The organism is Pseudomonas sp. RU47, from assembly GCF_004011755.1.
Taxonomy (GTDB): Bacteria; Pseudomonadota; Gammaproteobacteria; order Pseudomonadales; family Pseudomonadaceae; genus Aquipseudomonas.
Window position 1 is genome coordinate 2,811,417 of the sequence record NZ_CP022411.1, and the last position, 17,829, is coordinate 2,829,245.

At 62.1% G+C, this 17,829-nt stretch carries 7 protein-coding genes; 4 read left to right on the top strand and 3 right to left on the bottom strand.

What is annotated here, in order from left to right:
• The first annotated feature begins 127 nt into the window (after positions 1 to 127).
• Entirely contained in the window at positions 128 to 12,622 is a 12,495-nt protein-coding gene (locus CCX46_RS12845; protein ID WP_127926990.1) for a filamentous haemagglutinin family protein, read from the top strand.
• Positions 12,623 to 12,669: 47 nt separating this feature from the next.
• Here CCX46_RS12845 and CCX46_RS12850 read toward each other — a convergent pair whose 3' ends face one another.
• The 3 genes from CCX46_RS12850 to CCX46_RS12860 form a co-directional block, all read right to left on the bottom strand.
• A complete protein-coding gene (locus tag CCX46_RS12850; protein WP_127930382.1) occupies positions 12,670 to 13,011 on the bottom strand; it encodes a type II toxin-antitoxin system RelE/ParE family toxin in 342 nt (113 codons plus the stop codon).
• Positions 12,944 to 13,138 (bottom strand): type II toxin-antitoxin system RelB family antitoxin, encoded by a 195-nt coding sequence (relB, locus tag CCX46_RS12855; protein WP_095123340.1) that lies wholly within the window; start codon positions 13,136 to 13,138, stop codon positions 12,944 to 12,946. The genes CCX46_RS12850 and relB overlap by 68 nt, the downstream gene beginning before the upstream one ends.
• Positions 13,139 to 13,392: 254 nt before the next feature.
• Positions 13,393 to 14,340, bottom strand: coding sequence for a SphA family protein (locus CCX46_RS12860; RefSeq protein WP_127926992.1), 948 nt, complete (start codon positions 14,338 to 14,340; stop codon positions 13,393 to 13,395).
• Positions 14,341 to 14,551: 211 nt separating this feature from the next.
• Here CCX46_RS12860 and CCX46_RS12865 point away from each other — a divergent pair, with 211 nt between their 5' ends.
• The 3 genes from CCX46_RS12865 to CCX46_RS12875 all read left to right on the top strand — a co-directional run bounded on the left by CCX46_RS12865 (position 14,552) and on the right by CCX46_RS12875 (position 17,760).
• A complete protein-coding gene (locus tag CCX46_RS12865; protein ID WP_127926994.1) occupies positions 14,552 to 15,649 on the top strand; it encodes an AraC family transcriptional regulator in 1,098 nt (365 codons plus the stop codon).
• Positions 15,650 to 15,893: 244 nt separating this feature from the next.
• Positions 15,894 to 16,781, top strand: coding sequence for a Dyp-type peroxidase (locus tag CCX46_RS12870; protein WP_127926996.1), 888 nt, complete (start codon positions 15,894 to 15,896; stop codon positions 16,779 to 16,781).
• Positions 16,782 to 16,791: 10 nt separating this feature from the next.
• Positions 16,792 to 17,760 carry a Gfo/Idh/MocA family protein gene (locus CCX46_RS12875; protein WP_127926998.1) on the top strand — a complete coding sequence of 323 codons (969 nt, stop codon included), beginning with the start codon at positions 16,792 to 16,794 and terminating at the stop codon, positions 17,758 to 17,760.
• Positions 17,761 to 17,829: the final 69 nt, after the last annotated feature.

Consider the following 17,829-nt stretch of genomic DNA (forward strand, 5'->3'; position numbering starts at 1 on the left):
TTACACCTCAATCATGAAGTTTGTGTGACATCCGTTCGGTCGTGGCCCTCGCCAACAGCCTATGTCGTAACAGCAGGTTTTTGCTGGCCTGCAGCTTCGTGTGGCAATCAAAAAGGATCTCGTAGTGATGCTCGCTCGCCCATTCCGTCGCAATATCCCCGGCCAGACTTTCAGGCGTGACGTTGCCGATCCGGCGCTGTGGTTGCTCAAGCCCCTGGCGCACGCGGTGGCATTGTGTCTGGTAGCCGGCAGTGCCGAGGCGGCGACCGCGTTCAGCTCTGGCTGGTTCGCGGCCAAGGGCGCTGCGCAACAAGCCGCGGCCGCCCGGCCCGGTGCGGCTGGTTTGCCGGGGATGACGCCACCCTTGGCGCAGCAGCAAAAAGCCAACCAGCAACTGCAACGCTCGTTGCAGACCCTCAACAACACCGTGGCGGCCATTGCCGCACAGCAGGCGGCTCAGGCTGCCGGGCGCGCGGTGGCCCTGGGCAGTCTGCAGACCGTTCCGGACGGGCTGGGCGAGGGCGGCCTCAAGGTCGACAACAGCCTGACTCAGGGTTGGCTGAACGCCAAAGGCCCGCAGCAGACGCAAGCCGATGGCAAGACCAACGTGAAGATCGAGCAGACGGCCGACAAGGCCATTCTCAACTGGGAGACCTTCAACGTCGGGCGAAATACCACAGTCGAATTTGCTCAGCAGTCGAATTGGGCCGTGCTCAACCGTGTCAACGATCCGAACACACGCGCCAGTCAGATCCAGGGCCAGATCAAGGGCGACGGCACGGTGATGCTGATCAACCGCAACGGCATCGTGTTCAGCGGCAGCAGCCAGGTCAACGTGCGCAACCTGGTGGCCGCCGCTGCCAATATCACCGACATCCAGTTCCGGGATCGTGGTCTGTATTTCGACAGCAACGGCAGCCAGCCGACGTTCACCGATGCCGCCGGCAAGGTGCTGGTGGAGCGCGGTGCGCTGATTGAAACCCACAAGCCCGCCGTCTCGACCGACGCCGGTGGCTATACGCTGTTGCTCGGCAAAGACGTTGTCAATGACGGCACCCTCAACACCGCCAAAGGCCAGACCGTGCTGGGTGCCGGTGATCGTTTTTACATCCGCAAAGGCTCAGGCACAGAAGGCAACACGTTTTCGACAACCTTTGGCAACGAAGTCACGCCCGGCTTCAAGGCTGGCGAGAGTGGCGGCCGGGTCAGCAACAGCGGGTTGATTCAGGCTGCCACGGGTGACATCACCCTGACCGGGCATGAAGTGGAGCAGGGCGGCGTGTTGCTGAGCAGCACCTCGGTCGCCACTCGCGGGACCATTCACCTGCTCAATCCGGCGAGTGACACGAGCGGCAGCGTCACCCTGGCGCCCGGCAGTGTCACGGCGGTCATGCTCGACAGCAGCGACCTGACGGCGCTGGACAGTCAGCATCAGGCGGCCCTGAGCGGGGTCAACCTCAATAACAGGATTCGCGGCGATCAGTCGCGTATCGATCTCCAGAGCGGCGGCAGTGTCGAATTCCAGAACGGTTCGATCACCCTGGCCACCGGGGGGCAGGTCGCTGTCACCGCGCAGCGTCGCAGCCTGGTTGGCGAAGGCGCGGTGATCGACGTTGCCGGCGCTGTCGGCGTCAAGGTGGCGATGGAATCGAACAACATCAAGATCAACGTGCAGGGTAACGAGCAGCGCGATGCGTCGGTCAATCGCGAGAACGGCGCGCTCAATAGCAATGATGTCTGGGTCGATGTGCGTGAACTGGTCTACGTGCCGGCCGGCACCAATGGCTATGCGACGGACCGTTGGTACACCGCGGGTGGCCTGCTGGAAGTCGGCGGTTATCTGGGCACCCAGGGGCATGGCATCGGCGAGTGGATGGCGCAGGGCGGCACAGTGAGTTTTGCCGGCAACGACGTGGTCACGCGTAAAGGATCATTGATCAACCTGTCTGGCGGCACCCTCGATGTGCAAAGCGGCGAGATTCGACAGAGCTGGCTGCGCGGTGCAGACGGTCGTCTTTATGAAGTCTCGCGTGCGCCGGGGGATCAGCTCTACAACGGTTTGTACAAGGGCTACGAGGATCACAGTGAGCGGTGGGGCCAGACCCGCACGTTCTACAACCCGCTGATTGCACCGTCCAGTCGTACAGAGTCGGGTTACACCGTGGGTCGCGATGCCGGGCAACTGGTGGTCAGCACTGGAAACGCGGTGCTGGACGGGCAACTGCTGGGTGAGGTTTTCCAGGGTGAACGACAGACTCAGACGCCGCGTGCGGTCATCGACGGTTATGAGCAGAGCCAGACTGCGCTGGCACGGCGCGCGCAGTTGATTGTCGGCAGTTATCTGCCGAGCTATCAGGCGGCGTCCGGCGGATTGCGCTACACCCTCAATCCGCTGCTGGATCAGGTTCTGATCGGCGGCGAACGGCGGGACGAGGAATTCACCGGGGATCTGAACGGCGCCGTCGCGCAAGACCGTCAGGGCAAGTTGTTTCTCGACGCCGGCCAGCTCAATGGCTTTGATCTCGGCGCACTGAAGATTTCGGCGCTTGAGCGGATTGAAGTCAACGACGCGCTCAAGGTAGACACCGGGGGTGACATCACGCTGTACGCACCGGATGTCCGTGTTGCGGCCGACCTGACGGCGCGCGGCGGCAGTCTGAATCTGGGCAACGTGCTGAACCAACTGCGCAGCAGCACCCTTGACGACATGCTGATTGCTGCACCGGCGGGTGAACCGGTGCAGGTGACAATCGCCAGGGATGTACGCCTCGACACCCGTGGTCTCTGGAGCAATCTGCGTACCGATCCGGACGATGTGGCAAGTCTCGGATACCTGAACGGAGGCCGGGTCTCGATCCGCAGCAGTGGCGATATCGATGTGGCGACGGGCAGCTTGATCGATGTGTCGTCCGGTGGTGCGATTCTGGCCAATGGCAAGACCCGGGGCGGCAAGGGTGGCGACGTGAGTCTTGAGTCCAGCGCGATTTCTGCGCTGGGCGATTCGCATCTGACGATGGCCGGCGACATTCTCGGTCATGGCGTGACGGGCGGCGGTACGCTGGCTATTCAGGCCAACCGGGTGCGGATCGGTGCGTCCGCAGACACGCTGCCCGAACATGCCTTGCAGCTGACGCCCGAGTTGTTCGACAACGGTTTCTCTGCCTACCGGGTTACCGGTCTGAACGGTCTGGAGGTGACGGCGGGCACACAAATCGATGTGACGATGCCGGTCTACCGTTTTGCCGACACAACGCTGAATCCGGTCAGCGGGGTCGACCCGAGCCAGGCGATGGAGCGGTGGACACCCACGCTGTATCAGGAAGACCTGCTCAAGGGCGTACTCAGTCAGCGCGCCGGTGCGAGTCTGGCGCTGCAAGCCGGCTCGAGTGAACTCGACCGGTTCGACACCGCCAGCACCCTGACGCTGGGACGCGGATCGCGCATCACGGTCGATCCCGGACAACGGATCAATCTGCGCGGGACCGGGCAGATCACCCTGGAAGGCGAACTGCAGGCCTGGGGCGGAACCCTGGATATACGTCAGCAACAGTTCGGTTCAATCGACGTTGCCACTTCACAGCAACAAGCCGACAGCAAGGCGCACAACCGCTCGATCTGGATCGGTGAGCAGGCGCTGCTGGACGTCGCGGGGCGTGCCCACACGGCGGTCGATGCGTCGGGTCGGGTCTACGGTCAGGTCGACAAGGGCGGCAGCATTATCATCGGCGGCGAAATCGATCCCAAGCGTGCGACGGCGACGGCGGCCGATGCATTTCTGATTGTGCGCGAAGGCGCACGTCTGGATGCCTCCGGGACGCAGGCCGTGCTGGACATCTCCGGGCAGGGTCCGACCCGCGTTGCCTCGGATGGCGGACGTATCAGCCTGAGTTCGTATAACGGCCTGTGGATCAATGGTCAATTGCGCGCCGCTTCAGGTGGCAGCGGTGCTGCCGGCGGACGGCTGGAGGTAGCTCTGGAGACCCCGCTGTACGCTACGCAGAAGGCGGGTGCCGAGGTTCTGCGAGCTCGGGAAATCGTCATTGGTCACGGACCGGGCGATGCAGTGTTGCCCGTGGACCTCAAGCCCGGTGACGCCGCGAACACTCTTCGTTACGGGCATGCCCGCCTGAGCACCGATACGTTGATGTCGGGCGGATTCGACAATCTGAGCGTGTTCAGCAACGGCCTCTTGTCATTTGACGGCGACGTCGACCTGCACATGAATCAGAGTCTGAATCTCTATGCTGGGGCCTTGTCCCTGGCGCAGACTTCCAGCGACTCGACGCGGGTCAATCTATCAGCGCCTTCGGTGCGGCTGTCCGGTGTGGGGACTTATTACGGTGTGGTGGGCACCATTCGTCCCCGGGTCCTGAACAGTCCGACTGCGCAAGTTTCGCCGGCGCAGTTCAACGTCAATGCCAACGTACTGGATATTGCCAACAGCCTGTCGTTCGGCGCGCAAGGGTCGATCTTGCAGAACAACGACGCCCCGGTTGAAGTCAGCCGTCGCGGCTTTGACCAGGTATCGCTGACCAGCACCGGGGACGTGCGGTTTCTTGCGCCCACCAGTGGCCAGGTGAAGTCAGAGTTGTGGACACCGGGGGACCTGAATCTGCGCGCCGCGCAGATCTACCCTGCGAGCGGGGTCTCGGCCGAAGTCCGGGTCGGCTATCAGAGTCAGAGTTCTCTCGCCGATACCCATCGGACATTGCGCATCACTGGCCAGGGTCCGGCGCCGACAGCGCTGCCGTACTCGGTGTTTGGCACGCTGGCGATGAGCGCCAGCCGGATCGATCAGGGCGGTGTTCTGCGTGCGCCTCTGGGCGTCATCAGTCTGGGTGATCTGCTGACCAAAACCCAGGAACTGCGCCTGCTGCCCGGGAGTACGACGTCGGTCAGTGCGGCCGGTCTGGTGATGCCTTATGGCGGCACCACCGACGGTATCGAATACCTTTACAACGGCGCGCCGATCATATTGAAAGGCATCAGTGGCGACAGCGCCGGGGTGAGCCTGCGCTCGCAGTACGTGGATGTGCAGTCCGGCGCGTTGATCGACCTGTCGGGCGGCGGAGATTTGCGCGGTGCCGGGTTTGTCTCCGGTCGCGGTGGCTCCACCGATGCGCGGTTCAGTCCACTGGTGCGTAATGCCAGCGATGGAACGTTCAGTCTGCCGGGGCTGGCCAGCAACCCGGTGTACGCCATTGTCCCGGGCGATCAGAGTGCCTACGCACCGATACTGGGGGAAGCGGGAGCGGTCGATCCGCGCATCGGTCAGCAGATCACCCTGGGCAGCGGCGTGCCAGGGTTGGCGGCAGGCACTTATACATTGTTGCCTTCCACCTTCACGTTGCTGCCGGGCGCGTTCCGGGTGGAAGTGAACGGCCAGGCCGCCCCGGGCGCCACCAACGGCGCGGTTGCAATGCGCAACGGCTCGTGGACAAGCAGTGCGCGGATGTCGATTGCCAATACCGGTGTGCGGGACAACCTCGCCAGCCAGGTCATCGTGACATCGGCGGATGTGTTGCGGCGTTACTCGCAATACAACGAAACCACTCTGGAGCAGTTCATCGTCAGCGATGCGGCGCGCCGGGGTGTTCCGCGTGCTTTGGCGCCCATGGACGCCAAAGCGCTCAACCTGTTCGTCATTGCTGGGGGCAAGCAGGATACCGCGCTGGACTTCAACGGCCGGATCGCCTTCGCAGCCGCCAAGGGAGGCGTGGCCGGGACGGCGGTGATTCGTGGCGGCAGTGGCGACAGCTTTGAGATTCTCGCCACCGGGCAGTCAGCCACGAAAGGCTTTGCCGGCGTCTCGCTGAATGCCGATACGCTCAACCGGCTGGGCGCTTCTCGTCTGGCGATCGGTGCGACCCCGACGGTGAATTACGGCACGGCCGGTAACATCGTCAGTTTCACGGGCAGTACCTACAACATCACCTTGCGTGAAGGTGCGCTGCTTTCAGCACCCGAAGTGCTGCTCTGGACCAACAGTGGGGACGGTGCCATCACGGTCGAGGCCGGTGCCGGCGTCAATTCTCTGGGACGCGGCGAGGTGCCGTACGACTCCTCGAGCGGTTTCGTCTATCAGCCCGGCGCCGCGAGTCTGCTGGTGGTGTCCAACGGCTGGACGAATGTGCTGGCGCCAGAGGTCAACGTCAGCACTGCGTCTGGCAGCATCCGCATCGGTACCTGCGATCGCCAGGCATGCGCCAATCCGGCGATGCTTTATTCGAATGGCAGCATTACGGCGGCCACCAACAATCAGTTCGAACTGGCCGAAGCGGTGCGTTTCGGCACCCGTCACCTGGCATTGGCTGTGGGTGCGGTCAACATCGGTACCACTGAAACACTGGCGGCGGTCGGTCGCCTGCCTGCCGGCCTGACGTTGAATCAGGGCGTGCTGGACCGGTTGCTGCGCGGCGATACCCAGTTTGCTGCGCCAGCCCTGGAAACGCTCAGCCTGACCACTCGCGACGCGTTCAACTTCTACGGCAGCGTCGCGCTGGACACTCTGGATCCTCAGACCGGGCGCAGCAGGTTGCAGAATCTGATGATCACGACCCCGGCCATCTACGGCCTGGGGGATACGAGCGACGTGGCGACCATCCGCACGGCCAACCTGATCTGGAACGGCACCACTCAGGCGCCCGGGGCCGTGGCCAGCGGCGGTGCGGGCACCGGGCACGGCACGCTGAACATCGAGGCTCAGCGCATCGATTTTGGCTACGGCCCTTATTCCCAACCCAACGGCCTGGATCAGAACGCTCGTCTTGCGCTGGGCTTTGCCAACGTCAACCTCAACGCCAGTGACCGCATTACCGCCAACCACAAGGGCAGCCTCGCGGTTTATGAAACGCAGGGGGCTTACGACCCGATCAAGGGTTATCTCTACAGCGGCGGCAACCTGAACCTGCGCACACCTCTGCTGACCGGGGAGGGCGGCTCGGTGAATGCGCTCAAGGCCGGCGGCAGTCTGGTATTGAGCGGGCCGACCGGGGTGGCGCCCGCCGATGCACTGGGTGCCGAACTGACGCTGGAGGGGCGTAATGTGGTGCTCGACGGCCGGATTGCGCTGGCCAGCGGCAAATTGCAGGTCAAGGCCGAGGGCGATCTGACCCTGACGAGCGGGGCTACCCTAGACTTGGCGGGCCGCACCCTGCCATTCAACGATATCAATCAGTACAGCTGGGGCGGCGACGTGGCGTTGTACAGCCGCGACGGCAATATTCGTCAGGCGGCCGGCTCGCGCATCGATCTGTCAGCGCAGAACAATCAGGCCGGCAATCTGAGTGTCGTGGCACTGTCAGACACCGCGGGCGAGGTCGATCTGCAAGGCGAAATCCGTGGCAGCAGTACAGGGCATTACGATGCCGGCGGCACGTGGGTACCCTACAAATCCGCTGGCGTGGACATACGCGCGCAACACCTGGGTGGAGCGCTGAATGAACAGTTTGCTGCGCTCAACCAACGCTTGAACGCCGGGCAAGTCTTCGGCAGTCGCAGCTTCCAGTTCAAACAGGGCGACCTGGTGATCGGCGATGGCCTCAAGGCGGGCGAGGTCTCGGTATCGGTGGACAACGGCAGCCTGACGGTGAACGGCCTGGTCGATGCCAGCGGCGAACGTGTCGGCAATATTCGCCTGTCGGCCGCCCATGGCCTGAATGTGGCGGGCGGCGCGGTACTGGATGCTCACGGTCGGGTACTGCGGGTCGACAGTTACGGCAAGATTATCGACGCGCCCAACCGGGCCATGGTCGAGCTCAGCTCCGGCGACGGCCTGCTGACCCTCGCTCCCGGTGCACGGATAGACCTGCGCCATGGCACGGACGCGGCAGTCGGCACCCTGGCGGGTCAGAATGACGGTCGCCTGCGCGGCACACTGGAACTGAACGCACCGCGACTGGGCGCCGATGACATCGCCATCGATGCCCGTGGCGCGTTGATCATCCAGGGTGCGCGGTCCATCGGGCTCAATGCCGTGCGCCGCTATACCGATGCCGCCGACGGGGTAGATCCGGCGGCCAGCGGTCGGCCTTATCAAATCATCGACCAGGCTTACCTGAACCGCATCCACGGTGACAACGACCTGTTCATCAACGCAGCCTTGGGCAACGCTGATCTGTTGCAGCGCAAACTGGCAGGGTTGAACAATGCGGGGTATGCCGATGCCTTCCATTTGCGACCAGGTGTAGAGATTGCGAGTAAAACCGCCGACGGCGATATGGTGGTGCAGGGCGATCTGGACTTGTCCGGCTATCGCTACGCCAGTCTCAACCCGAACACCGGCAAAACTTCGCTCTACGGTTCTGGCGAGGCGGGGAGCCTGGTGATTCGAGCCGGGGGTGACCTGGACATCTACGGCAGCATCAACGATGGCTTCGCGCCGCCGCCGGAAACCGTGGACGATGCGGGATGGAAACTGCTGCCGGGCGTCCAGCCGTTTGGCGGCGATCTGATTGTGCCGGGGGCGGGCGTGACGCTGGCCGAGGGCACGTTGTTCCCAGCGGGCGTCAAGCTGAACTATGACTTGCCGATCCAGGCCGCCGTCCTCGCCAGCGGTACGCTGTTGCCCACCGAGGGCGTGCTCGCCGGCCCCTACACGTTGCCGGCCGGCACCGTGTTGAGCGCAGCCGTACACGATGCCTCCGGTAACCTGCTGTATGGCGCCGGAACGCTGCTCAATGACAGTGTGATATTGCCGGCCGGCAGCCGCCTGGGCGCCGGGACCCGACTCGCTCAGGCTACCGGGATGCAGGCCATGCTCTGGCCAAAAGGCGTGCCGCTGCCCAGTGTTCTGGATGACCAACAGCGTGCGGTGGGGGCGAAGTTGAGTGGGTCGCTGGCGCTGCTGCGCGGCTCCCTGATTCCGTCCATGACCGATGTGGTGCTGGCTGCCGACACACCCTTTATCGAACTTCGTTCATTGAACGGTACACGCCAGGGCGCGAACTGGGCGATCGCGAGCATGTTGCCGTCGGGCAGCGCATCGTGGTCGATGCGGATAGTTGCAGGTGCCGACCTGGAAGCCGCTGACAGTCGTGTGGTGAAACCCGTCACCAGTGGCGGTGACTTACGGCTGGCAGACACTCACCTCGGGATTATCGTCACCGAGAAAAAGCTCGACAGCACCTGGTCGGCGGATAACCCGTTGGGGTATCCGGCGGGCAGCGTCGTCAGCGATGAGGACAGTTTCTGGTGCGATCTGATTCCCGGGGTCTGTCTCCCACCGGCCAAGTTCCTGTGGGCGGATGGCAACATGATGGGCATACCCGCCGGAACCCCGGTCAGTGACGACGATCTGTTCTGGTGCGACATCGATCCGGGGAACTGCCTGGCCAACAAGGGCGGGATAACCGCCAATCCCCACTCGCAGATGTTCAGCGTGCTGCGCACCGGTACTGGCGATCTGGATTTGATGGCTGCGGGCAATCTGCGCATGGACTCACCGTTCGGCGTTTATACGGCGGGCACTCAGTCCAGCGATGTCGATTCACGTTTCAACCAGGCCCGCGGCCGCCTGTCTGACGATGGATCGGTACTGGGCAGCGCCGGCAGCGCTTACGAAAAATGGGTCAATGGCGGTTCAGAAAGCCTGTATCAGGCGTGGTATCCGCAGATGGGCGGCAACCTGACGATCGGTGCCGGTGGTTCGGTGTCGGGGGACACGCTCGGGCGGCGCAGCTACGCAATGAACGCGCCACTGCGTGAACAGGTCCCCAGCGTTGCTGTGGGCAACTGGCTCTGGCGTCAGGGCGACGCAAAGGCGGATCTTCCTACGGCCTGGTGGATCAACTTCGGCAGCTACGCCACGCAGCCCTTGCCGGACCAGAGCACCGACACCGGGTCGTACCTGGTCGGGTTCACCGGCTTCGGCACGTTGGGCGGCGGCAATATCAGCCTGCGCGCTGGCGCGGATGCAGGCATGCTCAGGGCCATAGGCGATCAGTTGCTTAACCCCCGCAGTCAGGGACTGATCGTGGCAGTGGGCAGCACCGGCCGCGTTGGCGCTGACGGTAGCCTGCAGTTGACCGGCGGTGGCGACATGGACATTCGTCTTGGCGGCATGCTCAATCCGTCATTGCAGGCGAGGTCGGGGCAGAACGGCACGACACCGCCGCGACACGACCTTCAAGGCGCCCTGATCAATCTACGGGGTGCGGCACAGCTGACCGGCGCTGCTGCGGGTGCGATCAACCTGCAATATGGCGTCGAGCAATTCCAGCAGGACGCCCGGGAAACCAGAGCCTACGATTTGTTCAGTGCCAGCACCGGAGCGGCCGGCGGTGGCGTGGTCTTGATACCGGGTGATTCGGGGATGCGCATCAGCACACGCGGCGACCTGGTGATAGGGGGCGCGGCGGATCCGGGTCGGGTCAGGCTGCAGAACTCCACGCCGTTCACCACTGACAATGGCGAGGTCCATGCGGGTGGTGGACTGAGCGGCTTCTCGTTGTGGACCGGGCACACGGCCATCGATCTGTTTTCCGCCGGAGGCAATCTCACACCGAGCACACAGATGGCTGAAGTCATCACGACGTCGTCTCAAACCGTAAGTGGAATGAACAGCTCGCCGACTGATGGTCGCTTTGTATACCCCTCGATTCTTCGGGCCGTTGCAGGCCAGGGTTCCATCTATGCGGGACCGTCGGCCGCTTTCGGTGCATCAAGCAATCTGTTTCCGGCGGTGGGGTACTCGTTATTGCTGGCGCCTTCGACAAACGGGCAACTGTCGTTGCTGGCCGGTGACTCCATCTACGCCGGCGGTTATGCGATCAATCAGTCCGGCGCGAGCCCGGCAGCCATTGCGACCCCCTTTGCGCCTGCCTTCTCGGGATACGGAGCCAGCGCGAACGTGCCGTTGGTCAGCAACTACAGCCCCGATGGTGTGATCCCGAAGGGAAACCTGCGTTATCCGCTGTTTGCCTTTGGCGCCGACACCTTCTCGGGGTTAAGCGATGTACAGGGCCCGGCGCGTTTCTATGCCTTGACTGGTGATCTGGTCGGTTTACGCAGCGGCGAAACGCTGAGTTTTTCCCCGTCCGCTCGTACCTGGTATGAAGCGGCGGGGCCGGTGTGGATGATGGCCGGTCGCGATATCGTCGCGTCCGGTACTTTCCTGGGGCAGCCGATAATCGCGCCGAATGAGGAATTGGGCGGAACCCGACAAAACGTCAGTTCGACCGGCAACCTGTTCATTCACAACGACCCGCGGGATGTCTCGCGCGTATCTGCCGGGCGCGACATTCTCTACAGCAGCTTCGATATCGCCGGCCCGGGCCTTTTGGATGTCAATGCCGGGCGCAACATCCTGATGGAGAATCAGGCCGCTATTACCAGCCTCGGACCGATCACGGCGGGAGACAGCCGATCGGGGGCAAGCATCGTGTTGCAGGCCGGCGCAGGAGTGCAGGGGCCGGACTACACGCGATTCATTGCGCGTTACCTTAACGCGCAGAACCTGGCCGATCCGAACGCTTCCCTCAACGGGCAACCGGGCAAAGTGGTCAAGACCTACCTGGACGAGTTGCAGAGCTGGCTGACCCTCGGCTACGGCTTCAGCGGCAGCGAAGAACAGGCGCAAGCCCTCTTCGCCGCACTGCCGAGTACCGAACAGGCGATCTTCGCCCGCCAGGTGTACTTCGCCGAACTGCGTGCCGGCGGCCTCGAATACAACGACGTCGATGGCCCGCGCACTGGCAGTTATCTACGCGGTCGCAACGCCATCGCTGCGTTGTTCCCGACCAGCGATGTGGCGGGTAATTCGATCCGTTACGACGGCGATATCACGATGTACGGCGGTGCCGGGGTCAAGACGCTGTTTGGCGGCGACATCCAGATGCTCACGCCGGGCGGCGGTCAGGTGTTTGGCATCGAAGGCGCGGCGCCGCCATCGACAGCGGGGATCATCACCCAGGGTTCGGGCAATATTCAGCTCTATTCGCAGGGCAGCATTTTGCTCGGCCAGAGCCGGATCATGACCACGTTCGGCGGTTCGATTCTCGGCTGGTCGGCCGAGGGCGATATCAACGCCGGTCGTGGCTCGAAAACCACCGTGGTCTATACCCCGCCGAAACGCGTCTACGACACCTGGGGCAACGTCACCCTGTCGCCGTCGGTGCCGAGCACCGGCGCCGGTATCGCCACGCTCAACCCGATCGCCGAAGTGGCACCGGGCGACATCGACCTGATCGCGCCGCTGGGCACCATCGATGCGGGCGAGGCGGGGATTCGCGTGTCGGGCAACGTCAACATCGCCGCGCTGACGGTGGTCAATGCCGCGAACATTTCGGTGCAGGGCAAGGCGACCGGTGTACCGGTGGTGTCGGCGGTGAATACCGGGGCGATCACCTCGGCCAGTTCGGCGGCATCGTCGGCCACGCAAGCGGCGGAAGATGTCGCGCGTCAGCAGCAGGCGGCTTCGCGGCAGAATCAGGCTTCGGTGTTCACCGTGCAGGTGTTGAGCTTCGGCAATGAACAACTTGCGCCGTCCCGCGATGGCGCCAGCCGTGCACCGGCCCCGGGTTACAACCCGAACAGCCCGGTGCAGGTGTTGGGTGCCGGGGCGCTGGATGAACAGGCGAAACAGCAGTTGACCGAGGAGGAACGTGGGCAACTGTCGTTGTAAAAGACTCTCGTGTAGTACGTTTGGGCGGCCGGTGGGTCGCCCTTTTTTTATGTTGACGAAGTTGAAGGGTATTTTTGCCGGGCGTGAAGCACCCTCAGTATTCTGATGCGCCCATTCACTCGATAGACCAGAAGATAGTTCGGATGAATCACCATCTCACGAGTACCAGGCACTCGGCCAGGTCGGTAACCGTAAGGTATTGATGAAAGCCGTTGTGCTGCCGCACCAACCTTGTGTCTTAGCGAAATTGAAGCGTTGGTGTTGTGTTGCTCGATGTATTTGAAGATGTCAGCCAGTTGACGCGAGGACTTGCTGCTCCATTCAAGCAGCAGAGCGGCGCTTCCTGCGCATCTCTTCCAGCATCTGGTCGAGCATCGCCATAGCCTCATCATGGGGAATACCAGGGCTAGGATCATCGAGTGCAGCCTGTACCTCTGCACGAAACCAGCGATCGTAGCTCTCAGCCTCTTCTTCGGATTCGAAGTCAGAGTAAAACGGGGAAAGTAATATGCTCATAGTGATCTCCGTGATCAATCTCGGCAGTTTAAGGGGGGCATGGTCCATTGTCGTCACTGGCAGACGATGCACCCCATGAGCCCTTGAGCAACTATGGGATAACGGAGCCCAGTATCTGCAAGCGCACCCTTTAAATCTGCCAGACGTTTCCCCCTGTTGTCCGGTAATCTCGACCGTCGCTGTAGGCGTATTCCACCCATGCGTTTTTCAGGTTTTCAGGCTACAAATTCAGGTGCGCTTTCCTACAAATACACTCAGAACGCATAGGGAATACTCACCTTCGCCCACAACATTTCCCCCTCCGGCCGGTTCTCCACGTCAAATTCCTTGGCCCAGCGAATCTCCGCACTGGCGTACTTGAGAAAGGTGAAGTGCAGCGCCGGGCCTATCGCGAACACCTTGCCGCGCACACCATCATCGACGTCCTGCCCGGCAAACTGCACGGTGTGGCCGAACTGTTTGTCGTCGGTGGTCTGCTTGAGGAAGTAGCCGTTGACGCCGAGCATCAGGTCGTCGGTGATCTTGTAGCTGGCCGAATAATCGAAGTGGAAGATCTGCCCGGACTTGTAGTCAGTGTCCTTGTTCTTCTCGTTGAAGCTGTAGGTGGTCTTCATCGAGACTTCGGTGCGTTCAGTCGGCAGCCAGGTGAACGAGAACAGCGGCTTGTAGGTGTAGAAATTGTTGCTGGTGTTGGCCAGTCGATCGACGCTGTATTCGCCGGTCGGCACGGTGATTTCCACGGCGGCGCCGAGGGTCAGGTTTTTGCCCATGTCCCACAGAATGATCGGCGCGATGGTGGTATCGCCCATGCCTTCGCGGGTGTCGCTCAAGCCGAACACCGAGACTTCCTGCTTCAACCACGGCTGGGCGATGTACCCGGCCAGACGTCCGCCGAACACGCGCACCGGGCTTAAATAATCGAGGCGCGGAATCACCGCAGTGGATTCGATCTCGACATTCGGCACCTTGCCGCCCAGCGAGCTGATGTTGAGCTTGGTCGATTTGTAATGGTTGTAGTAGAGGTTGAACGCGACCATGTTCTGCGGAAGGCTGTCGACTTCCAGCGGCAGCATGAAGAAACCGTCGGTGCCGGTGCCGATGTTGTCGACGCCGGCTTCGGTGGCCAGGGCGGGCAACGTCAGAGGGCAACCCGCGATGAAAAGGGCGAGCGGCAAGAAGGATGCTGCACGGTTCTGGCTCATGACTGTCCTCATTATTATTGTGATTGGGACCTGGTACCGGTCGCTCGGAGCGCCGGTACACTAGAAATAAGCGTTTGGCGTACGTTGCGGCAGGGTATTGGCGGACACCGAGGGGGGCATCTGCGGACAGTTCGCGCACCCTGTGCTAACTTCCTTCGACATAACCGGTTACAAAAATAACAATCAAGCGTGATCCGGAATGTCAGCCCCCATGAACGTAAAAGTCCAAGACCCGACCTTTGAACTGGCGCTGGTCTCGCCATTTCTTTTGCAAACCCTCGCTGAAGTCGCACAGAGCAAAGGCATCGATCCCCAGAGCCTGTGTCGTGGCCTGGGTTTCACCCTTGAGGATCTGCAGGATCCGGCGCAGCGGATTTCCTATCGCCAAGCCGTGGCGATGATTCAGCGCGCGCTCAAAGTGCTGCCCAACCAGGGGTTGGGATTGTGGGTCGGCGCGCAGAACGTACTCGGTACTTTGGGTCTGCTTGGGCATGTGTTGTCGCTGTGCAAGACCTTGCGTGATGCCTTTGCGCTAGGCATTCGTCATCAACACACCTCGGGCGGGATTGTGGTGTCCAGTGTTGATGTGGTCGGCGCTCAGGTGCATCTCGATGCTGAATGTCGCTTGCCATTCGCCGATGTGCAGGTGTTTGCGGTCGAGGAGTTCTTCGCCAGTTTGCTGGTGTATGGCCGCGCGCTGGTGGGGGGTGAGTTCAAGGCGATTGCCGTGGAATTTGTGCATGCCGCACCGGATTACCTCAGCGAATACCAGCGCCTGCTCGGGCCGGACGTGCGCTTCGGTTGCCTGCACAATCGCATGCTGATCGATGCGCAATGGCTGGACGTGAATCTGCCCAATCATCATTCGCTGGCGTTGCGTCAGGCGGTGGCATTGCTGGAGCTGGAAGCGGCGCAGGTGCATCAGAAACTTGATTTGATTCAGGCTGTGGAACGGGCGATTGCGCGGGATTTGAGTAGCGGCAGTCACATTGAAAAGATTGCTGGCGATTTGAATATGAGCAGCCGCACCTTGCGCCGGCGGCTGACCGAGCATGCGTTGACGTTTGAGGCTTTGTTGGAGCAGGTGAGGCAGGCGCGGACCCTGAGTTTGCTGGCCAATCCTGATATGCCGATCGAGCGGATTACCGAGGAAGTCGGCTACAGCGATGTGCGCAGTTTTCGCCGGGCGTTCAAGCGCTGGACGGGGCTGAGCCCTAGCGCCTGGCGTAATGACGCTAACCCTCACCCCAGCCCTCTCCCAGAGGGAGAGGGGGCCGACCGAGGTGTCTTGCGTCATGCATCGACCTGAAAGATTGTGCCGATTATGGACTTGAGAGAATGATGGCCGACCGCAGTTGTCTTGAGTCATGCACTGACCTGAAATTATGGATTCACTGATGCACGTTCAAGTCGGCGTAGCTCTTCAATATCCCCGAATCAGTTCCCTCTCCCCCCGGGAGAGGGCTAGGGTGAGGGGCTTTTGACTTCCATCCAAACCCACACAAACCCTCCGGCCACAGGTAAACTCCCGCGCACTTTCCCAAGGAGTTCACATGAGTTACTACCAGCCGGGCATTCTCGCCACCCCAGTTCCTGCGCAAGCACGTCACCTGTTTTTCGCTCTTGAGTCGGTTGAAGCACTGCCACAGGCGATCGACAACCTGATGAATCAGGTGGACGGCAAGTCGGCAGTGGTCGGTTTTGGTGAATCCCTGGCCAAGGCCCTCAACGTGCAGATCGACGGTCTGCGCAGCTTCCCGGCGCTGACCGGTGTCGGCGTCGAGAACCCGTCGACCCAGCACGCGCTGTGGGTGTGGCTGCACGGCGTCGACCGTGGTGAACTGCTCAACCGCTGCAACGCCCTCGAAGCCGCACTGGCCCCGGCCCTGCGTCTGGTCGAGATGCAGGAAGCCTTCCGCCACAAGGACGGCCACGACCTGACCGGCTACGAAGACGGCACCGAAAACCCGCACGACGAAGCCGCCATCGCGGCCGCCCTGCAAAGCGCAGGCGTTGACGGCATGGTCGGCGGCAGCTTCGCCGCGATCCAGCAATGGCAGCACGACCTCAAGGGTTTCCACAAGCTTTCGGCCGACGACAAAGACAACATCATGGGCCGTCGCCTCAGTGACAACGAAGAGATCGACGACGCGCCAGTCTCCGCCCACGTCAAACGCACCGCGCAGGAAAGCTTCGCGCCGGAAGCGTTCGTTGTGCGTCGCTCGATGCCGTGGATCGAAGGTGATCGTGCCGGCCTGATGTTCCTCGCTTTCGGTTTCTCGCTGGATGCTTTCGAAGCACAACTGCGCCGTATGAGCGGCCTGGAAGACGGCATCACCGATGGCCTCTATCGCATCAGCCGGCCGATCACTGGCGGCTACTACTGGTGCCCGCCGCTGAAGGACGGTCACCTCGATCTGCGCGCCTTGCGCATCGGCTAAAGGAAGAGACATGAACGTGGTGCGCTGGGGCATGATCGGTTGCGGCAGCGTCGCTGAACGCAAGAGCGGCCCGGCCTTCTACAAGGCGCCCGGTTCGGCGTTGGTGGCGGTGATGGGCCGACGCCTTGAGGCCGTGACTGACTATGCCGCGCGCCACGGCATCGAGCGGGTTTACACCGACGTCGATGCGCTGATCAACGACCCTGAGGTGGACGCGGTATACATCGCCACGCCACCCGACAGCCACCACGCCTACAGCCTGAAAGTCGCCGCGGCCGGCAAACATTGCTGTGTGGAAAAACCGATGGCGCTGAACGCCGGGCAAAGTCGCGAGATGCAACAGGCGTTTGCCGAGGCCGGTTTGCACCTGTTCGTTGCCTACTACCGTCGCTCATTGCCGCGTTTTGCGCAGGTGCGGCAATGGCTGGAGGAGGGGCGCATTGGTGAGGTTCGGCATCTGAGCTGGACATTGACCAAGGCACCGTCGCCGGCGGATCTGCAGGGGCGCGACAATTGGCGCACCGATCCGGCGGTGGCCGGTGGCGGTTACTTCGCTGATCTGGCCAGCCATGGTTTTGACCTGTTCCAGTACCTGCTCGGCGACATTGTCGAGGTCGCCGGATTCACCGCACGTCAGGCCGGGTTGTATGCGGCGGAAGACGCGGTCAGCGCCAGTTGGCGTTTCGCGTCAGGCGCACTGGGCATGGGCTGCTGGAGCTTTGTCGCGGATCGGCGTGAGGATCGGGTCGAGATCATCGGCAGCCTTGGGCGGATCGGCTTTTCGGTGTTTGATGAGCATCCGGTGCAGTTGCATACCGATGAAACCATCAGCCTGGAAATCCCTCATCACGAACACATTCAGTGGCATCACGTGCTGGGCATGAATGCGCACATTCGTGGCGAATCCAAACATCCCGCCGTCGCCGAACAAGCGCTCAAGACCGATTGGGTCATGGACCAGATCCTCAAACGCCAGTAGCACACAATTCCCCTGTAGGAGTGAGCCTGCTCGCGATAGCGGTGTGTCAGGCACCGGATTCGTATCTGA

Bases quoted from the DNA above. Each gene is read 5' to 3' on its own strand.
- CCX46_RS12860 (WP_127926992.1), bottom strand. From the start codon at position 14,340: ATGAGCCAGAACCGTGCAGCATCCTTCTTGCCGCTCGCCCTTTTCATC.
- CCX46_RS12875 (WP_127926998.1), top strand. From the start codon at position 16,792: ATGAACGTGGTGCGCTGGGGCATGATCGGTTGCGGCAGCGTCGCTGAA.
- CCX46_RS12870 (WP_127926996.1), top strand. From the start codon at position 15,894: ATGAGTTACTACCAGCCGGGCATTCTCGCCACCCCAGTTCCTGCGCAA.
- CCX46_RS12850 (WP_127930382.1), bottom strand. From the start codon at position 13,011: ATGAGGCTATGGCGATGCTCGACCAGATGCTGGAAGAGATGCGCAGGA.
- relB (WP_095123340.1), bottom strand. From the start codon at position 13,138: ATGAGCATATTACTTTCCCCGTTTTACTCTGACTTCGAATCCGAAGAA.
- CCX46_RS12865 (WP_127926994.1), top strand. From the start codon at position 14,552: ATGAACGTAAAAGTCCAAGACCCGACCTTTGAACTGGCGCTGGTCTCG.
- CCX46_RS12845 (WP_127926990.1), top strand. From the start codon at position 128: ATGCTCGCTCGCCCATTCCGTCGCAATATCCCCGGCCAGACTTTCAGG.